Annotated in this window: 17 protein-coding genes and 1 pseudogene; 9 read left to right on the top strand and 9 right to left on the bottom strand. The window is 48.7% G+C overall.

Annotation, left to right across the window (positions count from 1 at the left end):
* Both GCU44_RS10530 and GCU44_RS10525 read right to left on the bottom strand, forming a co-directional pair.
* Positions 1–1,737 (bottom strand): sodium:solute symporter family transporter, encoded by a 1,737-nt coding sequence (locus GCU44_RS10530; RefSeq protein ID WP_092169638.1) that lies wholly within the window; start codon positions 1,735–1,737, stop codon positions 1–3.
* Between the two features lie 99 nt (positions 1,738–1,836).
* Complete coding sequence (locus GCU44_RS10525) at positions 1,837–4,329, bottom strand: PIG-L family deacetylase (protein WP_241684904.1); 2,493 nt, start codon at positions 4,327–4,329, stop codon at positions 1,837–1,839.
* 158 nt (positions 4,330–4,487) lie between these two features.
* Here GCU44_RS10525 and GCU44_RS10520 point away from each other — a divergent pair, with 158 nt between their 5' ends.
* Positions 4,488–5,432 carry a phytanoyl-CoA dioxygenase family protein gene (locus GCU44_RS10520; protein WP_154856360.1) on the top strand — a complete coding sequence of 315 codons (945 nt, stop codon included), beginning with the start codon at positions 4,488–4,490 and terminating at the stop codon, positions 5,430–5,432.
* Between the two features lie 2 nt (positions 5,433–5,434).
* Here GCU44_RS10520 and GCU44_RS10515 read toward each other — a convergent pair whose 3' ends face one another.
* On the bottom strand, positions 5,435–7,624 hold the full coding sequence (locus tag GCU44_RS10515; RefSeq protein WP_154856359.1) for a DUF5916 domain-containing protein: 2,190 nt from the start codon (positions 7,622–7,624) through the stop codon (positions 5,435–5,437).
* Positions 7,625–7,785: 161 nt separating this feature from the next.
* On the bottom strand, positions 7,786–8,979 hold the full coding sequence (locus GCU44_RS10510) for a Gfo/Idh/MocA family protein (RefSeq protein WP_154856358.1): 1,194 nt from the start codon (positions 8,977–8,979) through the stop codon (positions 7,786–7,788).
* A 139-nt stretch (positions 8,980–9,118) separates the two neighbouring features.
* On the opposite strand from GCU44_RS10510, the gene GCU44_RS10505 reads away from it, so the two are divergent.
* Both GCU44_RS10505 and lhgO read left to right on the top strand, forming a co-directional pair.
* Complete coding sequence (locus tag GCU44_RS10505; protein ID WP_154856357.1) at positions 9,119–9,814, top strand: hypothetical protein; 696 nt, start codon at positions 9,119–9,121, stop codon at positions 9,812–9,814.
* A 98-nt stretch (positions 9,815–9,912) separates the two neighbouring features.
* The gene (lhgO, locus tag GCU44_RS10500; protein ID WP_154856356.1) at positions 9,913–11,112 is read left to right on the top strand and encodes an L-2-hydroxyglutarate oxidase; all 1,200 of its coding nucleotides are present in this window, start codon (positions 9,913–9,915) and stop codon (positions 11,110–11,112) included.
* 12 nt (positions 11,113–11,124) lie between these two features.
* Here the strand turns inward: lhgO and GCU44_RS10495 are convergent, their stop codons facing one another.
* From GCU44_RS10495 to GCU44_RS10485, 3 genes are all read right to left on the bottom strand, one after another.
* Positions 11,125–11,526 carry a response regulator gene (locus GCU44_RS10495; RefSeq protein ID WP_154856355.1) on the bottom strand — a complete coding sequence of 134 codons (402 nt, stop codon included), beginning with the start codon at positions 11,524–11,526 and terminating at the stop codon, positions 11,125–11,127.
* Between the two features lie 223 nt (positions 11,527–11,749).
* Entirely contained in the window at positions 11,750–12,097 is a 348-nt protein-coding gene (locus GCU44_RS10490; RefSeq protein WP_092169656.1) for a hypothetical protein, read from the bottom strand.
* Entirely contained in the window at positions 12,094–13,308 is a 1,215-nt protein-coding gene (locus GCU44_RS10485) for a BaiN/RdsA family NAD(P)/FAD-dependent oxidoreductase (protein ID WP_154856354.1), read from the bottom strand. Before GCU44_RS10485 ends, GCU44_RS10490 begins: the two co-directional genes overlap by 4 nt.
* Before the next feature lie 342 nt (positions 13,309–13,650).
* On the opposite strand from GCU44_RS10485, the gene GCU44_RS10480 reads away from it, so the two are divergent.
* Positions 13,651–14,373, top strand: coding sequence for an outer membrane protein assembly factor BamD (locus GCU44_RS10480; RefSeq protein WP_241684903.1), 723 nt, complete (start codon positions 13,651–13,653; stop codon positions 14,371–14,373).
* A 31-nt stretch (positions 14,374–14,404) separates the two neighbouring features.
* Here GCU44_RS10480 and GCU44_RS10475 read toward each other — a convergent pair whose 3' ends face one another.
* Complete coding sequence (locus GCU44_RS10475; RefSeq protein WP_154856353.1) at positions 14,405–15,007, bottom strand: tetratricopeptide repeat protein; 603 nt, start codon at positions 15,005–15,007, stop codon at positions 14,405–14,407.
* Between the two features lie 17 nt (positions 15,008–15,024).
* Positions 15,025–15,843, bottom strand: a complete 819-nt coding sequence (locus GCU44_RS10470; RefSeq protein ID WP_154856352.1) for a 2,3,4,5-tetrahydropyridine-2,6-dicarboxylate N-succinyltransferase — start codon at positions 15,841–15,843, stop codon at positions 15,025–15,027.
* A 231-nt stretch (positions 15,844–16,074) separates the two neighbouring features.
* Here GCU44_RS10470 and GCU44_RS10465 point away from each other — a divergent pair, with 231 nt between their 5' ends.
* The 5 genes and pseudogenes from GCU44_RS10465 to GCU44_RS23475 form a co-directional block, all read left to right on the top strand.
* Positions 16,075–17,001, top strand: a complete 927-nt coding sequence (locus tag GCU44_RS10465; RefSeq protein WP_154856351.1) for a glycosyltransferase family protein — start codon at positions 16,075–16,077, stop codon at positions 16,999–17,001.
* 254 nt (positions 17,002–17,255) lie between these two features.
* Complete coding sequence (locus GCU44_RS10460; RefSeq protein ID WP_154856350.1) at positions 17,256–17,927, top strand: metal-dependent transcriptional regulator; 672 nt, start codon at positions 17,256–17,258, stop codon at positions 17,925–17,927.
* A gap of 106 nt (positions 17,928–18,033) precedes the next feature.
* On the top strand, positions 18,034–18,486 hold the full coding sequence (locus tag GCU44_RS10455) for a thioredoxin family protein (protein WP_154856349.1): 453 nt from the start codon (positions 18,034–18,036) through the stop codon (positions 18,484–18,486).
* Positions 18,487–19,869 carry a tRNA uridine-5-carboxymethylaminomethyl(34) synthesis GTPase MnmE gene (gene mnmE, locus GCU44_RS10450; RefSeq protein ID WP_154856348.1) on the top strand — a complete coding sequence of 461 codons (1,383 nt, stop codon included), beginning with the start codon at positions 18,487–18,489 and terminating at the stop codon, positions 19,867–19,869.
* A 270-nt stretch (positions 19,870–20,139) separates the two neighbouring features.
* Positions 20,140–20,385, top strand: a pseudogene (locus GCU44_RS23475) (hypothetical protein); the annotation flags it as partial.
* Between the last annotated feature and the right edge of the window lie 23 nt (positions 20,386–20,408).

Genomic DNA, 20,408 nt, shown 5'->3' with positions numbered 1-20,408 from the left:
CTATTCTTTATCTAACGCCGGTTTTCCTTGTGGCCCTGCGCCCGTACCAAGCTGAATCAGCATGGAAATAAGCATGACCAGCAGGCAGCCAATGGCATTGTACCACAAATACCCCACGTCGATATCCCAACCGTATACCGTTGTTCCGTTGAAGTAATGGAGCAACAAAATCAGTACTTCCGTAAGAATCGCCGCTGAAAATACAGCTCTACCCCCTACCCACTTTAAGAAAAATCCAACCAAAAAGATACCCAATATGGTTCCATAAAATAAGGAACCCAATAAATTGACGGCCTGTATCAGGTTTTCAAACAAGGTAGCATAGGTAGCGAACAACACGGCAAACAAGCCCCAAAGAGCGGTAAACCACTTCGAGGACAACATGTAATGCCGGGAACTTCCGGATCGGTACAAGGACCGCTTATAGATATCCATAGTGGTAGTAGCCGACAAGGCATTCAATTCGGAGGCGGTAGAGGACATCGCCGCGCTGAAAATCACGGCAAATAAGAGCCCTACGATACCCTGGGGCAAATAATCCATGACAAAACGCATGAACACATAGTCCGTATCGTTGGTTTCTGCCAGCGGGTCGTGCTGGACGATCAAGGCTTTCACCTGATCGCGTACTTCCTCCTGCTTTTGGGATTGCTCCGCAAGCTGCGCTTGCTGCCGCCGAACTTCCTGATCGTCTTCCGATTCAATTGCCCCCAACAATTCCTGTATATGCTGACTTTTGCGCGCAAATACCTCGCTGTAATCCTCCTCCAAGCCTTGCAGTTGCTCGACGTATTCACTTTGCTTGAGCTTATCCAGTTGGATGGTATTGAAGATGACCGGGGGCTGAAAAAACTGGTAAAACACAAAGACCATCACCCCGATAAATAAAATTACGAACTGCATGGGGACTTTCAAGAACCCGTTCATCATCAAGCCCATGCGGCTTTGGGTAAGGGAGCGCCCACTCAGGTACCGTTGGACCTGGGACTGGTCTGTTCCAAAATAGGAAAGAAACAAAAACAAAGCGCCCGTGACCCCCGACCAAAAATTATACCGGTCCGAAAGGTCAAATTCGAAATTAACGATGTTCAATTTCTCCATCTTGCCGGCAAGGTGCAGCGCTTCGGTAAATTTTACCGGGATCAGTTGAATGACGATGATACCCGCCAAAACCATTCCTCCCATCATCACAGCCATTTGTTGCTTTTGCGTAATGGATACGGCCTTGGTACCGCCAGAAACCGTATAAATGATCACCATCATGCCAATAAATACATTGGTGATGGTCAGGTTCCATCCCAACAGGGTGGACAAAATTATGGAAGGTGCATAAATGGTGATCCCCGCAGCCAGGCCCCGCTGTACCAAAAACAAGCCCGCCGTCAGGGTCCGTGTTTTCAGGTCAAACCGTGATTCGAGAAATTCATAAGCGGTATAGACCTTTAGCCGGTAGTAGATCGGCAGGAAAACCACCGAAATAATGATCATGGCCACGGGCAAGCCAAAATAAAACTGAATGAACCGCATGCCATCTGCATAGGCCTGTCCTGGCGTACTCAAAAAAGTAATGGCCGAAGCTTGCGTGGCCATAATGGAAAGCCCAATGGTCCACCAATTGAGATCATCCCCACCCCGCAGGTACTTGTCCATGTCCTTTGGACCATAGGTTTTGTACACACCATACGCAGCAATCGCCAGCAAGGTGCCAAACATGACGGACCAGTCCAGGTAGCTCATGAAAAAGCGCGGGTCAACCAGTAAAACAACGCGATTAACAGGGTCAAAACCACTACCTGCATCCAGTACAATCGGTTCCAGTGACGGAATTCTCTCTCCTTACTCATGGGCTTGTTCGATGAGGTTTACAAATAACTTTATTGCGCCCGGTACACCGGCAGGCAGCAATCGGAACCAGGAAATGCCGGAATAGGTATAGGTCCCTTCCCCGTAACGGGCTACCAATAGCGCTCCTTTTGTCGGAGGCTCGTTGGGATCTTGCATTTGCAGGGGTGTCTGGTACGCTTCATCCCAACTACCGGGAAAATACAAGCCCCTTTCCTGGACCCAACCGTTAAAATCACTTTCCTCAATTGTGTTCGGCTGCGTCAATACCGGATGGTCTTTCAGGATCAGGGAAACCGGCGAATCCTCTACCGTAATCCGGTCTCGGGACAATTCCAGCGGATAGGGACCCAACTGCCGGGATAGCAAGGGAGAACTGGTATTGTACTGCACGATCAGGTTGCCACCTTGCTTTACGTAATCCATCAGGGCAGCGGTTTGGTTGGCCAACCCCTGGTTAACGTTGAAGGCCCGGATGCCAACAATTAAGGTGGTGTACTTTCCAAATACCGATCCTCCCAGGTTCCCGCTTTCGAGAATTTCTACCGTATAGCCCAGGTTTCGCAAAATATCCGGAATTTCGTCCCCGGCCCCGGGAATATAGCCAATGGTCTGTTTCCGGAGATCCATGTTGAGGCGAATTAAATTAAAGGAAGCTTCAGGAAAATAGGTCAGATTGGGGATGTGCGGATGGACGATCCGCTTTTTTCCTTGCGTGTAGACCGACCCTTCCCTCGTTTTGTAAAACACGGTATGCTGTGATTTGGATTCGCCATTGGGGTTTCTCAATGCGACATTAAAAAATAGGAGATTGCTGCTCGGATCAGCCAGGCTATCCAGTACCGTGTAATCACCCGATTCCAATCCTTCGATTCCCAGCGCACCAGGTTCGATCGCTCCTTCAAAAGACACCGTCACCCCGATACGGGCTTCCTGCTGTCCGAGCAAAAAGACGTTCTCCTGATCCACTGCCAGAGAAATCTTTGGAACCAGTGTAAATGGCTGAATGATTTCCCCGTTGACCTGGTCATTGTACCGGTACTGAAGGGGAAGGCGTACTTCCATTTCCTGATCGTAAAGCCGAAAACGAAGGATTCCGCTAACGGCCGGATCGTTAAAAGGCTTCCCGATAGCATTTTGCTCGGCTACGGTGTAGAGATTATCTTCGGCCGGACTTTTCAGCCAATAGGGCTGAGAGACCGGGTGCGTGGACGGAATTCGCAATTCCTGCTCCCATTCGACAGGTTGGTTGTTGGAAAGACCTGCGTTGATCGGGTACCGGGTACCCAATACTTCGAAATGGTCCAACTCAAGGCGTTCGTCGCCGGGTTGATTCACAATCAGCCGTGCATTAATCCGGTCGGATGGAAACGATAGCTCTTTATTTGCCAAAAACAAGGCCTTCCATCCCAGAACGTCCAAAATGAGTTGCTCCACCTGACGTTGTTTTTCACTGACCCAGGGAAAGTTTTCTTGAGCCTGGTTCAGCATTGTTCGAATTTCCAGCAGCTCGGGTAGGTTATTGGCGGGTGTGGCAAAATCGAAAATCTCTAGTAACTCCTCTATTCGATTCAAAATTTCCCGACCTTCGGACAACTGCTGCCAGCGGTCGGAAATGCCCTCAAAGGGATCGGAATCAAACGGCTCTCCTCCTACAAATTCGATAAAGTCTTTTCCCTCGCCAATACTTGCCGTAGAACCAAAGCCCTGGGACTTATGCATGGTGCGACTGTCCGCTGCAATCTGGGAATAACTGGTCCCTAACAGCGCATTGTATTCGCCAACCGGAAATGTATGGTAGGGTATATCCGGTTTGGGCTCGTATTGGCTTCCCCAGCTGTAAGCGTTCCAAAAAATGCGTTTGGCAGACCAGGGCTCGACCTCGTGTAACTGTTCGGGAAAGGCATCGGCCTGTCCCGAGCGTTCAAAAGCCTCAGCCGCCAGGATGGCAGAGGTCGTGTGGTGCCCGTGCGTGGTGCCGGGGGTGGTATTGAACCGGGTAATAATCAAATCCGGCTGAAAATTGCGAATGACCCAAACCAAATCGGAAAGGAGTTTATTTCTGTCCCAGTTGCTAAGTGTTTCGTCAGGATTTCGGCTGTATCCGAAATCGATTGCCCTGGAAAAGAACTGCTTTCCTCCGTCTGTTTCGCGGGCTTTGAGCAATTCCTGCGTTCGGATCATGCCCAATTCAATGCCTAATTCTTTGCCAATAAGGTTTTGTCCACCGTCTCCCCGGGTGAGGGACAGGTAGCCCACCTCGGCGTGCAGGCCATTTGCCAGGTAGGCGATCAAGCGGGTATTTTCGTCGTCGGGATGAGCCGCTACATACAATACGCGCTTCGTTTCACGGAGCCGTAACAGCTCATGGTATATTTCAGAGCTACTCTGTGCGAACGAAACCGATCCGACTAGCGGCAAAAATGCCATAAAATACAAGAGCCCTGACAAAACGGGAGCCAAATAACGGGTTGGTGTAGGTATCATGGTTCAAGCTAAGCATTGTGACAGCGATCGTAAAACTAAATTACATTAATGGAGAAATAAGCAGATTAAATCTAAAAAGACTTTCCGATTCGGGTTATTTCCTTGCATGTGTTTTTATTTTACGCTATATTCTGCCTGTAAGATAAGTAAATTTTGCCATGGCCATAACGAAAAAACACAAAGATATTCCGGGAAATCCGTCCACTTCGGCCGCGAAACAAGCCACATTGAACGATCGATTCCGTCACAGGCCACTCAAGGTACTTACGGATGAAGATTGGAATTTTTGGTGGGACAACGGGTACGTGATCATTAAAAAAGCCGTTCCCAAAAGTTATACCCGTCGTCTGCAAGACCTCTTGTGGGAATTTGAGGAGATGGACCCCAACCAGCCCGAAAGCTGGTATGCCTCCCCAAAGAGCGAGATGCAGATGAAAGAGCTCACCAACAGCGGCATGGTGGAAATCTACAATCACCAGTACCTGTGGGACATTCGCCAATACCCCAAGGTCTACGAAACGTTCACGGATATTTGGGGAAGGGAGGATTTATGGGTGACCATCGATCGTGCCAACCTTAATCTACCTGCCCGTCCCGATTTTGAATTTAATGGATTTATCCATTGGGATTATGACCCCGAGTTGGGCCAGGACAACGTGCAGGGGCTGGTCGCTTTGAATGATCAAACCGATCCGAACGTGGGTGGTTTCCAATGTGTACCTGAATTGTACCGAAACTACGACAGCTGGAAAGTTAGCCAGCCGGCCGACCGGGACAGGTTTAAACCCGACATTTCGGGGTTTGAGCTTACCAAAGTACGGCTGGAAGAAGGTGATTTGTTAATCTTTAATAGCAGGCTTCCTCACGGCATTCGCCCCAATTACAGCGAAAACAAGGTTCGGATGGCCCAATACCTGACCATGATGCCGGCAGCCAACGAAGACGAAGCCTTGCGAAACTGGCGCATATCCTCCTGGAGAAACCGGATTGCACCCGAGGGCTATGCCTTTCCGGGTGATCCCAGGAATTGGGAACAGACACGATATTCCAGAGCCGAATTGAGTCCGCTGGGCAAAAAACTCCTGGGCTTAGACCCCTGGTAAGACTACCAGGTCCACCAGTAGGTAAATTTCAAAGCCAGCGTCCGGTTTTTGACATAAAAAGGAGCCGGCAGGTAGTTGTCGGTAAACACCAGGTACAAGTCTGAAGCTGGCTTAAAACGCCACTGAAACCGGGTGTTGAGGTTAATGTTATCGATCTGCTCGTTGTACTGGGCAAAGGCCGTGAAAAACAGCGTGTTGGTAAAGGTGACATCCACCCGGGGTCCTACCAGCCAAAATCGCGTGTCACCCCAGGGTTCAGGCAGGTCCAATTGGTTGTAATTTCCAGTAAGGGAAAGGCCTACGTAGGGCTGAAACCGGTAACCAATTTCGCCCGTAAGGTTGAACCGCTCGCCTTGAGCAAAGTACCCCCCGTACTGGGAGGAAATCGAGTAGGTAAAGAGACTTTGGGGCTTGGAGACGTACTGCACCCCCACCGAGTTCCAGGTATGATCGGTAAAGGCTGCCAGGGTATCTCCGCTAAAATTCGTCGGATCAAATGCTTGTTGCAATAAAATACGGTTATAGGTATACCGGGCCGTCAGGGTGCTTTGGCTTCGAAACCGCATCGTATAGCCCAATTCGGTGATGTTATCGGTTTGTTCCCAACCCGTGTTGTAAAACAAGGAGGTGTTTACTGTAGGACCGTGGTTCAGTATTTTTTTACTTTTGGGAAAAAACAAATACGCTGCGTTGGGATTAACCCGGTAATAGCCGTTTCTCGGTACGTAGCCGACCTCCGCCGTGTATTGGGGGGACACGTATTCGTGTTTCCATTCCCAGGTAAGGTTCCCGCTGGCATACTTAAGGTTGGCTGCATGCACCATGCTTTCCCCGGATTGATTGGGGCTAAATGATTTCAGAAAGAGGGCTTTCCCTGTCCAGAGATTATTGGAAGAGGCCAGGTTGTATTCCAGTCCCAGGTTTCGGTTGTAGGCACCGTTTGTAGCGGCATCGACTCCATTGTTGCCTGGAAGTTCGCCCATGGATGTTTTATTAACAAATATAGCGGCGATGTTGGAGCGTTGTCCCACCCGCCTTTGTGCGGACATGACGGTGAAATTTTGCGCAGGAGTTAACGTTTCTTCTACCTGTCCGGTTTGCATGTTCATGGCCCCAATCCGCCAATCCCGGTTGATCTTTCCACTTAGCCGTGCACCAAATTGTATGGGGGCATTCAGGCCAATTCTCCGGGAGAAAAAGGGCCGGATGGTCTCGTACCCAAAATTGGCGAACAAATCACCGTTTTCCAGAAAAAACTGCCTTCGTTCCGGAAAAAATAATTCAAAGCGATCCAAGTTGGTGATCTGCCGATCGACTTCCACCTGAGAAAAATCCGGATTTACCGTCAAATCCAGATTTAGGGAAGAACTGACCGCGATTTTGGCGTCTACCCCCACCCTGTTTTGGTAATCGGTAGGCAGGCCACCCTCGTGGTCCTTTACCCGGCCTCCCATGACATAGGGGATTACCGATACGTTCATACCCGGTTCGGGCGGCGCCTCTTCCCAGACCAGCACGCCGGTATAGGCCAGGGAGGCAGAAGGAAACTGCCTGGGCACCGGAGCCCAGGAAGATTTTTCAGTGGTCTTCAGGTCCAGGCGACTAAAATTGATTCCCCATTCCCGTATGCCTTTTTTGTAGCGAATGGACTTGAACGGTATCGCCGCTTCAAACACCCATTTGTCTTCGTAATTTTTTACTTTTGACACCCATTTGTTGTCCCAACTTAAATCCACCCTACCGCCTTCGTACATGATGCCATCCCATTGCGCCCCTGCTGCGTTGGCGCCAAAGGAGAACCCGTTCGTTTGATCGTCGAAGGTGTCCATAAATAGTAGGAAATTGTCGTTTTTGCCAAAAGAAAAATCCCTGCGAAGGGATTCCACGTAGTAGGGTCCCGGTACGGCATGGTGATTGATTACCAACAAATACAGACGTTCCTCATCAAAGGTCATCATCACCTCCGTCTCTACCTGCGAAAAGCTGGTATCCATGGGCAAGATCATGTAAAAATCCTTGGCTACTTCGGCATCTTTCCAGGCTTGTTCATCCACGATGCCGTCTATGATTACCGGCGAACTCGCACGTTTGATATGTAATTTGTAGTCCTCGTTGATCTTCTGCCCCAAAACCGGAATGCTTAGCAGAATCCCCAGCAATATGCAGCAACCGTTCCCTATTTTTTTTCCCATACGAAATTAGCAGCCAATCCATCCAATTGCCTGCTCCCAAGCTTAAAATAATTTTTAAAGCGCAATAATAGACTAAAATATAGAATTACGAACTTTTTGTCCGGCTGTTTTTGGAAAAAGCGGCGAAAATTACGTTGACTGCTGGTGAAGGGTATAAGTGGTCAGTCGCCCACCGTCTCCTGTCGGATCTCTCCGGTAACCTTATCTTTGAGGATCACTTTTTCCACCCCATTCGGCAAAATTTCTTTTTTGATCAGGTAGTACGTTTCGTTGTAGGAGACCCAGTCCTTATCCACTGCAACCGTACCTGCACCTCTCCAGTCCTCCAACTGCACGGTCTCCCATTTTTTAGTTTTGGCGGAAAGAAAAGCAGCGTCCAGAATCGCATTCACCACATACCCGTCGTAAAAGGTTTCCTGGGGTTCCCGACCCTGTTCCATGGCATCAAACATATCGCTAAACATCTGTGGATAACCGAGTTCGTGCGCCTCGTCTCCAACAGGAAAAAGCCAACCCGCGTCGGATTCCGCCTTTTCAGCGACGTAATTTGCCCCTTTGCCGGTGGTGAACATTTCGAAGCCCGTGCGCAAAAAGCTGTTCAGCCAGATGGTGCCTTCCGTTCCCATCACCTCATCCCGCAGGTCCATTCCCCCCCGGAAGGTCCAGCTCACCTCAAATTGGCCGATTGCACCGTTTTCATACCGAACCAATCCAATGGCATGATCCTCCGCATCAATGGGGTGAACCTGGGTGTCTGCCCAGCACATCACTTCTACCGGCCGGATCGCTTTCCCGATAAAGTTCCTTCCGATCTCCACGCAATGGCAGCCCAGATCAATGATGGCTCCCCCACCCGACTGTTCCTTGTCCCAAAACCAGTCGCTGTGGGGACCCGGATGGGCTTCCCGAGACTTTGTCCACAGAATGTTGCCCAAACTTCCAGCATTCACGCTTGCCAGCGACTTCAGAAACTTTGAGGTATAGCACAAGTCTTCCAGGTAGCCGGCAAATACCCCGGCGGTTTCCACGGCTTCCAGCATGCACTTGGCCTCCGCTGCATTTCTGCCAAGCGGTTTGGTGCACAGCACGGCCTTTCCTGCAGCCGCACAGGCCAGTACCGCATCCTCGTGCAAATGATTGGGTAACGCAACGATCACCGCATTTACCTCGGGGTCCTGGATGATCTCGTCCATCGTGCTGCTGTACCTTTCCAGCCCAAAATCGGCAGCAAAGGTTTTGGCATGGGTCAGGTTTCGGGAATAGACTGAATGGATGCGGTCCTTCCGTCGTTGGGCATGTAGGGTAGTGGCGTAAAAACGGGCAATAAAGCCCGAACCAAGCATGGCAATATTCATTCGGTTCGTATTTTTGGGTTAGCGAATTAAAAATAGTAAAATTGACCGGTAATGAAAATTATTGCTTCGAATCTATCTCTTTTTCCCGGATCAAAAGAAATGTCGGAGAACTGCTAATGCAACCCTTTTCACAAGCCGCATGCATCAATTCATCAAGCCTCATTTCATCAACGCATGGATCCAATGGACCGCAGAACACGATATGGAATTGGAATACCTTCCTTCCCGGCACAAGCTTTCGCTACTCAAGGAAGGATCGCGGATCGGTGGATTGCGCCTGCCCTGGAATTATAGCTGGGATCCGGTATCCAAGCGCGCGACTCCCGAGGAAAAGAATTGGGTGCTGTTTTTAATCCGAGCTGGAATCGCGGCAGTCGGCTATTTTGAAAACGGGAACAATCTCTCCCACCATGTCTTTCGCGCTTACATGGTTCGGAAAAAGCAGGGAAAAAGCCAGATAAAATACCTCAAAACCAAGGGGAAATCCCGGGCAGGTTCCCGAGTACGCCTGGGGGAATCCGAACAGTTTTTTAGGGAGATTAACGAAAAAGTGAGCGCTTACCTGGCCCATTATCCGGTAGACCGCATCGGGTATTCCTGTTCCAAGACCCTCTGGCCCTTTCTATTCACCGCCGGTTCTGGTATACAAAAGGACGATCCCAGACTCTGCAAGATCCCAAAACACGTGCAGCATCCCACCTACCAGGTGCTTTTGGAAACCAACGAACGATTGCTAAGCGCTACATTGGATTTTGAACCGGAACAGGCTGGTTGGTTTCGGAATCCACCCGAATCGGGAACGCAGCTGGGAGAAGCGGAAGACGAAAACTGGTGAGGCCTGGGAGCTTGTAAAAATATTATCCAACTTCGGGGCAGGCATGGATACATTTTGGCTTGCTAGCCTTATCTTTGTTTTCGACGTAAACAAGGAGTATGCGATACGATATTACCATTATTGGCGGAGGCATTGTCGGCCTGGCCACCGGAATGAAATTGAAATCCCACCGACCCGACCTCTCGGTTTTGATTGTTGAAAAAGAACCGGCCGTTGCCCGCCACCAGACCGGCAACAATAGCGGGGTGATACATTCAGGCCTCTACTACAAACCTGGAAGCCTGAAAGCAAAAAACTGCATCGATGGCTACCGGCAATTGGTGGCATTTTGTGAGCGCCATGCCGTGCCGTTTGAAATCACGGGAAAGGTAGTAGTTGCCACGGAAAAAGAGCAGTTGCCTCAACTCAACATGTTATTGGATAGGGGCTTGCAAAATGGGTTGGTAGGGGTCCGGTCGATTACACGTGAAGAATTAAAAGAGTACGAACCCTACTGCGAGGGCGTAGGTGCCCTGCACGTACCACAGACAGGGATCGTCGATTACAAGGCTGTTGCGCTTGCCTATGCCCGGGAATTTGAGCAACTCGGTGGCGTTATTTTAACAGGGAATAAGGTGCTGAAAATAAGTAATCTAAGGGACAGTATTTTACTCACTACTTCGGCTTCAGAGATCCAAACCAGGATGCTGGTAAATTGTGCCGGCTTGTACGCAGACAAGATTGCGGCCTTGCATGAGGAGGTAGCCCCTGACATTCGCATTATCCCCTTTCGGGGAGAATACTTCAAGATCAAAAAAGAACGGCAATACCTGGTAAAAAACCTGATCTATCCGGTTCCAGACCCTAATTTTCCATTTTTGGGTGTGCATTTCACCCGCATGATAAAAGGAGGCGTGGAAGCAGGACCCAATGCCGTATTGGCGTTTAAAAAAGAAGGGTACAAAAAAAGCGATTTTAACCTAAAGGAATTTTACGAAGCGGTGAGTTGGCCAGGCTTGCAAAAAGTGGCCGCCAAATACTGGAAAACCGGCTTGGGCGAGTACAAACGTTCGTTTTCAAAAAAGGCCTTTACCAGGGCTTTGCAGGCATTGCTTCCGGATATTCAGGAATCCGATCTCGAAGCAGGCGGCGCCGGTGTACGGGCTCAGGCCTGCGATAAATTTGGTGGCTTGTTGGATGACTTTGCGATTTACGAAACAGCCCAGGCGGTACACGTGCTCAATGCTCCATCTCCGGCCGCCACCAGTGCTTTGTCAATTGGCGACAAGGTTTCTGCGATGGTTTTGGCTAAACTTTGAGAAATCAGTAGATTATTGCCGATGGAATTTCCAAAAGGCAAGCATGGAGCGAATCATCTGTTGGTAATCGTCTATTTTTAGTGGCTTGGTTAAATAGGCATTGGCACCAAGCTGCAGGGCCTTTTGCGCATCCTGCTCGTTGGAACTGGTGGAAAAAATGATGACAGGGACCAAATTCCAGGCCGGGGAAGACCTGATTTTTTCCAATACTTCAAAGCCGTTAATTTTCGGCATGTTGATGTCCAGTAAAACCAGGCTGGTATTCGACAGTGGAACGGAGGTAATATGGGCCAAAAAATCTTCCGGATCGCTAAACGATTGAAAATCAACGGGCTCACAATCGGTTAAAAGGGCGTTTTCCACGAGTAGGGTATCAACTTCACTATCGTCAACCATCATTAAATTTATGCTCATACGCAACACATCCTGTTTAAATCCAGCCAGAAACCGGGTACGTACCTTTCCAGGCACGTGCAGGCAACGAGCCCTCTGTTCACGACAAATATAGCCGATGCAATTGATTTCATCTACTTTTCAGGGAAACTATACCGGACCGGTATTCCTTTTTATTTTTGCAGGGACCATCGTACAGGAAGGCCAGGGATGCGATGAAATGGCGCATTTCGGTGTAGGATCGTCACCGATAGGTCTTCACTTCTTCCAAAACCGCCTGCACCGCTTCCCGAAATTCCTGTATATGGCCGTCGATGCCTTCCCCAAATCCATGCTCTATCATGAGCCGCTTTCCATTCCCCAGGGAGACTCCCAATCGCTCCAAATCAAACAATCCCAACGTGGGCTTTATTTTGTGCCGTGCTTGCTTGATGATAGCCATGCTTTTTTCCTCAATTCCACGGAGATAACTGGCTTCCAATTCCGTTACGGCTATTTCAATGGCCTCCAAAAGCTGGTTTTTGAAGTCCTCATCGTCTTCCACCATGGCTTCAATTTTGTGGAAATCGATATTCTTAAATGGTTTATTCATAATTCTTCGATCGTTGACGATTTACCTGCCAAAAATCCGGTACTCCAGGCGGCTTGAAAATTGTATCCCCCGGTAATCCCATCCACATCAATGACCTCCCCGGCAAAAAACAAACCCGGGTATTTTCTGCTTTCTAGCGTATTCGGGTCAATTTCATCGAGGGCAATCCCACCGGCAGTAACAAATTCTTCCTTAAAGGTAGTTTTTCCTGAGATTTTTAATGAAAACTTGAAAAGATTTTCTATCAATTTATTTATTTTTTTTTTGCTGACCGCTTCCCACTTCAATTCCTCCTCGATTTCCGCTACCGATGCCAAAAATCCCCACAGCCGGGCGGGCAATCCAAACAGCGGGTTTCTGTGAATGATTTTGCGGGGATGATTGCTTTTATATGCCTGCAAGGCTTGCAGCAGCCCCTCGGGTGTAAAGTCCGCGTCCCAGCGAATCAAGGCCACGGCCTGATACGACTTTTCGTGCAGCCAACTGGCACCAAAGGCAGATAGTTTCAGAACTGCCGGACCACTAAGGCCCCAATGGGTGATTAAAATCGGGCCGGAATAGTTGAGTTTGCTTCCTTCAAAGCGAATGTGCCCACTCGGCACACTCAGCCCTCGAAGTTTTTTCAATTCGGTTTCCGGCGTATTGAATGTGAATAAGGAAGGTATGGGAGGAACCAGGTTGAGCCCAAGTTTTTCCAGAAACCCATAGCCTTCCCGTTTGCTACTTCCTCCCGAACAAACAATCAAGCGGTCTAAGCGCTCCGAAAAATCCTTTCCCCGTACCCGAAAACCCGGCGTCAATGCTTCGACACTTTCCACTCCCCGGTTTAATTCCACACGTATCCCCAGCCGTTCTGCCTCGTTAACAAGCGCAGATACGATGGAGCGCGAATCGTCGCTCTTTGGAAATACGCGGCCATCGGCTTCCGTTTTTAGTGGTACACCCCGATTCTCAAACCAGGACAGCGTATCCGTTGTACCGAAATGCGCAAACACTTTTTTCAAAAAACGGCGCCCTCTGGGATAGCCCTTCAGAAGCTCGTTTGCATTGGCTATTCCCTGGGTAACATTGCACCTACCCCCACCGGAGATCAATACTTTTGAAAGTACTTTCCGGTGTTTCTCAAAGAGTATAACGTTGTGTCCGGAATATGCGGCATGTATGGCGGCAAAAAAACCTGCTGCACCTCCGCCAACTACACCGATTATCATACGATTCCGCAATTTTACTGGTGAATGTCTGAAATGATCTCAAAATTATCCCTTTTTAAAGAATTTCATGCCCAATCGTCGAAAAAAAATACACCGAAAGAAAAACCGAAACGTTTTGGACAGATCGATGCGGTGGTACCCGTTTGTTTTTTCAAGGTGCTTTTCGATATCCACCATCCCTTCGTATAAAATGCTGGCCTTTTTGTTAAAAAATGAAAAATCAAACCGACCTTTATTGGATTATCTCCCATCAGTAGATAGTTTAGAATAATTTTCCGGGATCGACTGCTTTTTTCATCTTCCGGATAGCATGGTATTAGAGTTAGAAAAAAAAGGCAACCTATGACGAGTGGTTTGAATAACTATAAAAATTTTCTGCTAGCACTGTTTCTTATTTTGGGGCCAATCACCGCCTGGGCACAGCACCAACCCAGCCTGGGGTCCACCGCAAGGCTTATGGAAATGGCGCTCGCAGCCATGTCCAATGAAAAATACACGGAGGCGAATGGCCATTTTCGGGAACTTATTGCCAGTAACCTGCCCATACCGCCTGAAATGCCCTTCCATTTTGCGGAAACCCTCTACCAGCTAGGACAGTACCATAATAGCGAAAACTTTGTCAGGAAATACCTGGACCTAAACGGTTTTAAGGGAGAACATTACAGCGAAGCAAGAGATTTGTTGCAGAAGCTTGAGTCCCCCCTTGCGGCCATAAAAGCCTGCAATCTCTGCGATGCGAAAGGATATCGCTATGCTACCTGTACAACCTGCGATGGAGAAGGACACACCGATCAGGCCTGTTCGCTATGCCGAGGCAGGGGGATCATCGGCTGCAGCCGTTGTGCTGGAGACGGAATGGTGACCAAAAAGAACGTATTCAATATTGTGGAATACTTCGAATGTGAACGGTGTAAGGGCCAGGGAAGACTTACCTGTACGCAATGCGAAGGAAGCCTGCTCGAACATGGCGACTGTCCCACCTGTGGCGGGAATGGGACGATCGGCTCGGAAACGGTATGCGACCACGTACATACGGAAGAAGCCGCGACTTTTACCGCCCCTTAATCGGGCAATAAGGGAGCAGTCATTCCGATCATTAGGGGCAGTACGTTGCAATGGATGCCTGTGCTTCCTCGTACCCGTTCTCCAAGGCCGTCTTAAAATCACTGCAAGCTTTAGCCATATCCTCAGTAGCCGCATATAACATTCCCCGGTAGTAAAAGTATTGCCCGTTTTTTGGACTCATTTTTATCGCCGCGTTATACTCGCGCAATGCCTCCTTTACATTTCCTATGCGGTGCATGGACCTGGCCTTTAAAAAATAAGCCATGGAAGGTGCCCCGGATATTTCCACCGCATTGTCTGCATACATGAGTGCTAATTCAGGATTTCCGTTTCGGTGGTACAAATTGGACAGGCTAAGCAGTACCTGTATGTTTTTAGGCTCTTGTTCAAGTGCCGCCTTGAAACTCGTTTCCGCTTCTTTGAACTCGGCCAATTCCTCATGGGCTCGCCCCTTATTGTAAAGGGCCTTCACATTGCCTGGCTTTTTTTCCAAATAACTTGCATAGGCAACGATCGCTTCCTCGTATTGGCCATCGCTGTAATACTCGTCCCCCTTCATGGAAGAACTGTCTCCACAGGAGACAACTAAATACGTTACCCCAATCAGGGTCAATAGGTTTTTACTTAAATTCATAGGTTGATTCAAATTCTTTAGACAGCTACACTGTTTTCCCGCAAGGCTTCGTTCAGTGAAGTTTTTAGATCCGTGGAAGCTTTTCGCTTCCCGATGATTAGCGCGCAGGGTACCTGAAAATCTCCAGCCTTAAACTTTTTGTTTATAGAACCTGGTATAACTACCGATCTTTCAGGTACATAACCCCTGTGTTCTACAGGAGAATCTCCGGTGACGTCGATTATTTTTGAACTGGCGGTAAGGGTCACCCCTGCGCCAACAACCGCCTCACGCCCGATACGAACGCCTTCTACGATGATGGCCCGGGAACCGATAAATGCCCCGTCTTCCACGATCACCGGCGCTGCCTGAATGGGTTCCAACACGCCTCCAATGCCTACACCGCCGCTCAGGTGGACATTTTTTCCAATTTGGGCGCAGGAACCGACCGTAGCCCAGGTGTCTACCATGGTACCGCTGTCCACGTAAGCTCCGATGTTTACATAGGAAGGCATCATCACCACACCTTTAGCAAGAAACGCGCCATACCTCGCAACCGCGTGGGGTACCACCCGTACACCTTGCTTGGCATAGTTGGTTTTTAGTGCCATTTTATCGTGAAATTCAAAGGGTCCCACCTCGATGGTTCGCATTTTCTGAATTGGGAAATAAAGAATTACAGCTTTTTTAACCCAATCGTTTACCTTCCAGGACCCATCCTCAGCAGGGGTAGCCACACGCAGGGAACCGTTGTCCAAATCGGCAATTACAGTTTTTATGGCTATCTGTACGTCTTTTTCATTCAATAAATCCCTATTTTCCCAGGCTTTTTCTATAATGTGCTGTAATTCTTCCATAAGTTATAAACTGTTAGCTTTGTTTGAATGGTTCTTACTACTATGCGCAAAAAAATCCCGGTAGCCATAGCTTCCGTCCTCAAACCTGTAGACGATTCCAGAATGTTGCATAAGCTGGGATTTTCAATGCGTGAAACAAATAAATACCACCTAAACATCATAGGTTTTTCTTCAAAAAAAACGCCAAAAATAAAAAATATCCGTTTTATCGAAATTTTTTCCAAATCCAGGATGCACCCCGCCCGAATTCTGGTATCCTTCCCGTTTCTCTTTCATCTTTTTCGTATCAAACCTCGTCTCCTGATTGTCACCACTTTTGAGCTGTTACCGGCTGGCATGCTTGGAAAATGGCTACTCGGCTACCGACTTATTTACGACGTTCAGGAAAACTACCGGAAGAATATTCGCTACAACCACAGCCTGCCAGCCCTGATCCGCCCCATGGCAGAGGCACTGGTTTGGATAGCGGAAACTACGACCCGTCCATTTGTAGACGCACATCTCCTAGCAGAAGCTTGTTACCTTCGGGAAATGCCCAAGTTAAAACGGGCCCTTGTGCTCGAAAACAAGGCCGTGCAACCACTTGGTCAGGTGCCACCGTTTAAACTAGCTCGGCCAACAGCCCCAAAATTATTGATTACGGGCACCATCACGGAGGCATATGGCACGCTAGATGCCGTCCGCTGGTTTAGTAAACTCGCCGAACTACTGCCCGGTGCACGCCTGGAAATCCTGGGACACTGCCCCCTGCGAGGCTTTGCCGAACAGCTCCGGCACGAAGCGAGCAGCCACCCACAAATCCACCTGCATCTCTCCGCAAACCCCGTCCCAGGCAGCTGGATTGAACAACGCATTCAGGATGCCGATGTACTACTCTTGCCCTACCGCTTACTGCCAAGTATTGCCGCCAAAATCCCCACCAAATTGTACGAGGGAATCGCCCGGCAGAAACCCCTTTTGATCTCATGCAATCCGGTATGGAAGGCCCTGATGGATTCCTATCCGGCCGGTATGGAAGTCGACTTTTTGGATCACCTGGACATCGCCGAGACCTGGCAGCGCTTCACGTCCATGGAGTTTTACCAACAGCCTCCCGGCAACGAAGTAAGCTGGGAAGAAGAAAAAAAACGCTTCCTTGCCTTTTTAGATACCCTCTGAAATAAGTAAATTGTACTTTTCCAATACACCTCCTGACAGCCATGGGATGCCGTCATGTCACTGAATTCCTGTTGTAAATACCTTACTATTAGTGTTTTATATCTTTTTTAGCTGATTGGTAATTTATTTTTAGACTAATCTAAATTTTATTACCCATCGAATTTTTGGTCATCCACACTCGCTTTAGACTCGATTTAAATATTTTTTTAGACAACCCTAAATCGTATATTTACAAAAAACTTGACAACAAGCGGATGATACAGCTCAGCAGTACGGAAGAGAATTACCTGAAAAACATCTATCGCTTATTGGCGGAGGGCGGGGAAAAAGTGGGGACCAACGAAATCGCAGCCCTGACCGGAACCAAAGCAGCGTCGGTGAGTGACATGTTGAAAAAGCTGGCTGAGAAGCAGCTCCTCTCCTACCGGAAATACCATGGCGTAAGCCTGACCGAAGAAGGCACAAAAACGGCCCTACTTATCCTACGCCGGCAGCGACTATGGGAGGTTTTTTTGGTTGAAAAATTAAAGTTTGCCTGGGACGAGGTTGCGGCCATTGCCGAGGAATTGGAGCACGTAAAAGCGCCAGTGCTCGTACGTCGCCTGGACGAGTACCTGGGTTTTCCGAAATTTGATCCGCATGGCGATCCCATTCCCGATGAATTTGGGGAATGGGAAAGCAGCCCCCGGGTACTCTTACAGGAGGTGGCTCCTGGCAAAGCCGGCAAAGTTGTAGCGGTGACCAATAGCAGCGCCGCGTTTTTGAGCTACCTCGATAAGGTGGGGATTTACATCGGCGCAAAGGTCGAGGTGCTGGACAAAATTGAATTTGATGGCTCGGTGGAATTGCGGATTGACGGAGGCAAAACCGTCTACTTGTCCCGGGAGGTAGCGGCCAACCTGCAAGTACGCCTGCATCCCTCCTAAGCAGGAACGGAACCGTACGAATCGTTTTTTGGTTTATTTGTCAACTTCCTACGCGAGTGAACGTATAGAAGAGTTATTGTAATTAAAGAAAACAAACATAACAGCTATGAAGAAAATGGTGGGAATCCTGGTAATCGGGTTGCTGGTGTCAACGCAGCTAAAGGCACAAGCGCAGGAGATTACCTGGTATAGTTTTGAGGAGGTGATCGACAAGGTAGAAGCAACTCCCAAGATGATCCTGATCGACGTGTATACCGATTGGTGTGGGTGGTGCAAGAAAATGGACAAAGAAACATTCACCGATGAGGAAGTGATTGCCTACGTGAATGAGAATTTTTATGCAGTAAAGTTGAACGCCGAAGACAGCAAGAAAAAATTTGAGTTTCGGGGCCGGGAGTATTCCGAGGAAGACATGGCCCGGGCCATGCGGGTTCAGTCCTACCCCAATTTTGTGATCATGGATGCAGCCATGGAAAACATCACCCAATTGCCGGGATACCGGGAAGCCAAACCTTTTGTTTCCTCCCTGGTAGCCCTGCTGGAAAATTTCAAGCAATAAATGGCTACCTATCTGCGTCGCGTCGATGATACCATCGTAGCACTGGCCACCCCGCAGGGCGTGGGGGCGATTGCCGTTATTCGCCTCTCCGGAAAAGAAGCCATACAAATGGCAAACCGGGTATTTTTTGGGAAAAATCTGGAGGTGCAGGCCAGCCACACCATTCACTTTGGAACAATCCGGGACGGAGACCGGATTATCGACGAAGTGCTGGTATCCCTGTTTGTCGCGCCCCATTCCTTTACCAAAGAAAACGTCGTGGAAATCTCCACCCACGGATCTTCCTATATTGTCAATCAGGTATTGCGCTTGTTGGTACGCCAGGGCGCGCGGCCTGCCGAGCCTGGAGAGTTTACCCAGCGGGCTTTTTTAAATGGGCAGTTTGACCTGGCCCAGGCAGAGGCCGTGGCCGACCTGATCCATTCCGATTCGGAGACCTCTCATCAAGCTGCCCTGCACCAGATGCGCGGCGGTTTTAGTTCGGATATCCGGGAATTACGGGAAAAGTTGATTCATTTTGCTTCCATGATCGAATTGGAGCTGGATTTTACGGAAGAAGACGTGGAATTTGCCAGTAGGGACGATTTGCGGCTACTGGTAGAAAAACTGCTACGTGTGGTGGAGCAGCTAATCAGCAGCTTTGACCTGGGCAACGTGATCAAAAATGGAGTTCCCACGGTGATTGCCGGAAAACCCAATGCCGGTAAATCCACCCTGCTCAATGCCCTGCTCAACGAAGAGAAGGCTCTTGTTTCCGATATTGCCGGTACCACCCGGGATAGCATTGAGGACGAAATCACCCTGGGCGGCGTGGTATTTCGCTTTATCGATACCGCCGGACTTCGTGAGACCACCGATACCATCGAAGCCATGGGGGTCAGCCGCACCCGGGAAAAAATGAAATCCGCCTCGCTGATTCTGTATTTGTTTGATTTGGGGGATACCGATCTGGTGGAAATCAACCGAGACCTAAACAAACTGGAAAACATCGGGGTACCCTTTATTAAAGTAGCGAATAAACTGGATAAGGGTAATCCGCAATTTATCAATATTTTAAAAGAGGCCCACCCAGATACCCTTTTCATTTCCGCGGGAAAAAAAGAAAACCTGGAGGAATTGAAAGAGAAGATCCTGGAACAGGTCAATTTGGACAAATTCCGAACCGGCAATACGGTAGTCACCAATATCCGGCACTTTGATTCCCTGACCCGTACCCGGGAATCGCTGCTAGATGTTTTGGGCGGCTTGGATCAGGAAGTGAGCAATGACTTTCTGGCCATGGATATCCGCCGTTCCCTGCATTACCTGGGCGAAATAACGGGAGAGATTACAACAGACGATTTATTGGCGAATATTTTTAGTAAGTTTTGTATCGGAAAGTAACCTTTGAGGTTTTCAAAACCTCGAAGGTTTCACCGTGAAAATTAGTGATAGACCCTCGGTTTTAACAAACCCTAAAATGATCGTTGAAGAATTAGCCCGGTAGATTCAGGGGATGATATTTTCATCCTTAGCTCAGGACTAGGAGCTAAAGCCCTTAACCAAAACGAAAGCAAACTGCTGTTTTTTGAAAATGAACCATTGAATTTGGTAGAAGTAGATTTGAATGACCTCAAGTTGGTTCGTAAAACACCATTTTAGAAAGAAGGGCCGAATGGAGTCGGGGAGCCTTACAGGGTTAGGTTTCAGTTGGGACCAGAAGGGGAATTATTTATTAGCGGCAATAAAACGAAGGGAATATTTAGTACCAACGGAGAAATGGCCGAAAGTCTACAAGTGGTGCCGGAAGGAATTGACTCCAAACTGGCCAATAGTCTACATGGTCCTATGTCAATATCGAAGACGAATTGGGTTTTGCGGTCATTGATTTTACGTTTTATACCTCTGAAAAAACGATGAGTAGGAAGGATGGAAGGAAAATC

Origin of the sequence: Cyclobacterium xiamenense (assembly GCF_009467825.1) — a bacterium.
GTDB classification, from domain to species: Bacteria; Bacteroidota; Bacteroidia; order Cytophagales; family Cyclobacteriaceae; genus Cyclobacterium; species Cyclobacterium xiamenense.
The sequence above is the reverse complement of the archived record's forward strand: the minus strand, read 5'-3'. Positions and strand labels throughout refer to the sequence as shown.

Bases quoted from the DNA above. Each gene is read 5' to 3' on its own strand.
- GCU44_RS10455 (WP_154856349.1), top strand. From the start codon at position 18,034: ATGAAGAAAATGGTGGGAATCCTGGTAATCGGGTTGCTGGTGTCAACG.
- GCU44_RS10475 (WP_154856353.1), bottom strand. From the start codon at position 15,007: ATGAATTTAAGTAAAAACCTATTGACCCTGATTGGGGTAACGTATTTA.
- GCU44_RS10525 (WP_241684904.1), bottom strand. From the start codon at position 4,329: ATGATACCTACACCAACCCGTTATTTGGCTCCCGTTTTGTCAGGGCTC.
- GCU44_RS10490 (WP_092169656.1), bottom strand. From the start codon at position 12,097: ATGAATAAACCATTTAAGAATATCGATTTCCACAAAATTGAAGCCATG.
- GCU44_RS10530 (WP_092169638.1), bottom strand. From the start codon at position 1,737: ATGAGCTACCTGGACTGGTCCGTCATGTTTGGCACCTTGCTGGCGATT.
- GCU44_RS10485 (WP_154856354.1), bottom strand. From the start codon at position 13,308: ATGATAATCGGTGTAGTTGGCGGAGGTGCAGCAGGTTTTTTTGCCGCC.
- GCU44_RS10465 (WP_154856351.1), top strand. From the start codon at position 16,075: ATGCACCCCGCCCGAATTCTGGTATCCTTCCCGTTTCTCTTTCATCTT.
- GCU44_RS10520 (WP_154856360.1), top strand. From the start codon at position 4,488: ATGGCCATAACGAAAAAACACAAAGATATTCCGGGAAATCCGTCCACT.
- GCU44_RS10470 (WP_154856352.1), bottom strand. From the start codon at position 15,843: ATGGAAGAATTACAGCACATTATAGAAAAAGCCTGGGAAAATAGGGAT.
- GCU44_RS10460 (WP_154856350.1), top strand. From the start codon at position 17,256: ATGATACAGCTCAGCAGTACGGAAGAGAATTACCTGAAAAACATCTAT.
- GCU44_RS10495 (WP_154856355.1), bottom strand. From the start codon at position 11,526: ATGAGCATAAATTTAATGATGGTTGACGATAGTGAAGTTGATACCCTA.
- GCU44_RS10515 (WP_154856359.1), bottom strand. From the start codon at position 7,624: ATGGGAAAAAAAATAGGGAACGGTTGCTGCATATTGCTGGGGATTCTG.
- GCU44_RS10480 (WP_241684903.1), top strand. From the start codon at position 13,651: ATGACGAGTGGTTTGAATAACTATAAAAATTTTCTGCTAGCACTGTTT.
- GCU44_RS10510 (WP_154856358.1), bottom strand. From the start codon at position 8,979: ATGAATATTGCCATGCTTGGTTCGGGCTTTATTGCCCGTTTTTACGCC.
- GCU44_RS10505 (WP_154856357.1), top strand. From the start codon at position 9,119: ATGCATCAATTCATCAAGCCTCATTTCATCAACGCATGGATCCAATGG.
- lhgO (WP_154856356.1), top strand. From the start codon at position 9,913: ATGCGATACGATATTACCATTATTGGCGGAGGCATTGTCGGCCTGGCC.
- mnmE (WP_154856348.1), top strand. From the start codon at position 18,487: ATGGCTACCTATCTGCGTCGCGTCGATGATACCATCGTAGCACTGGCC.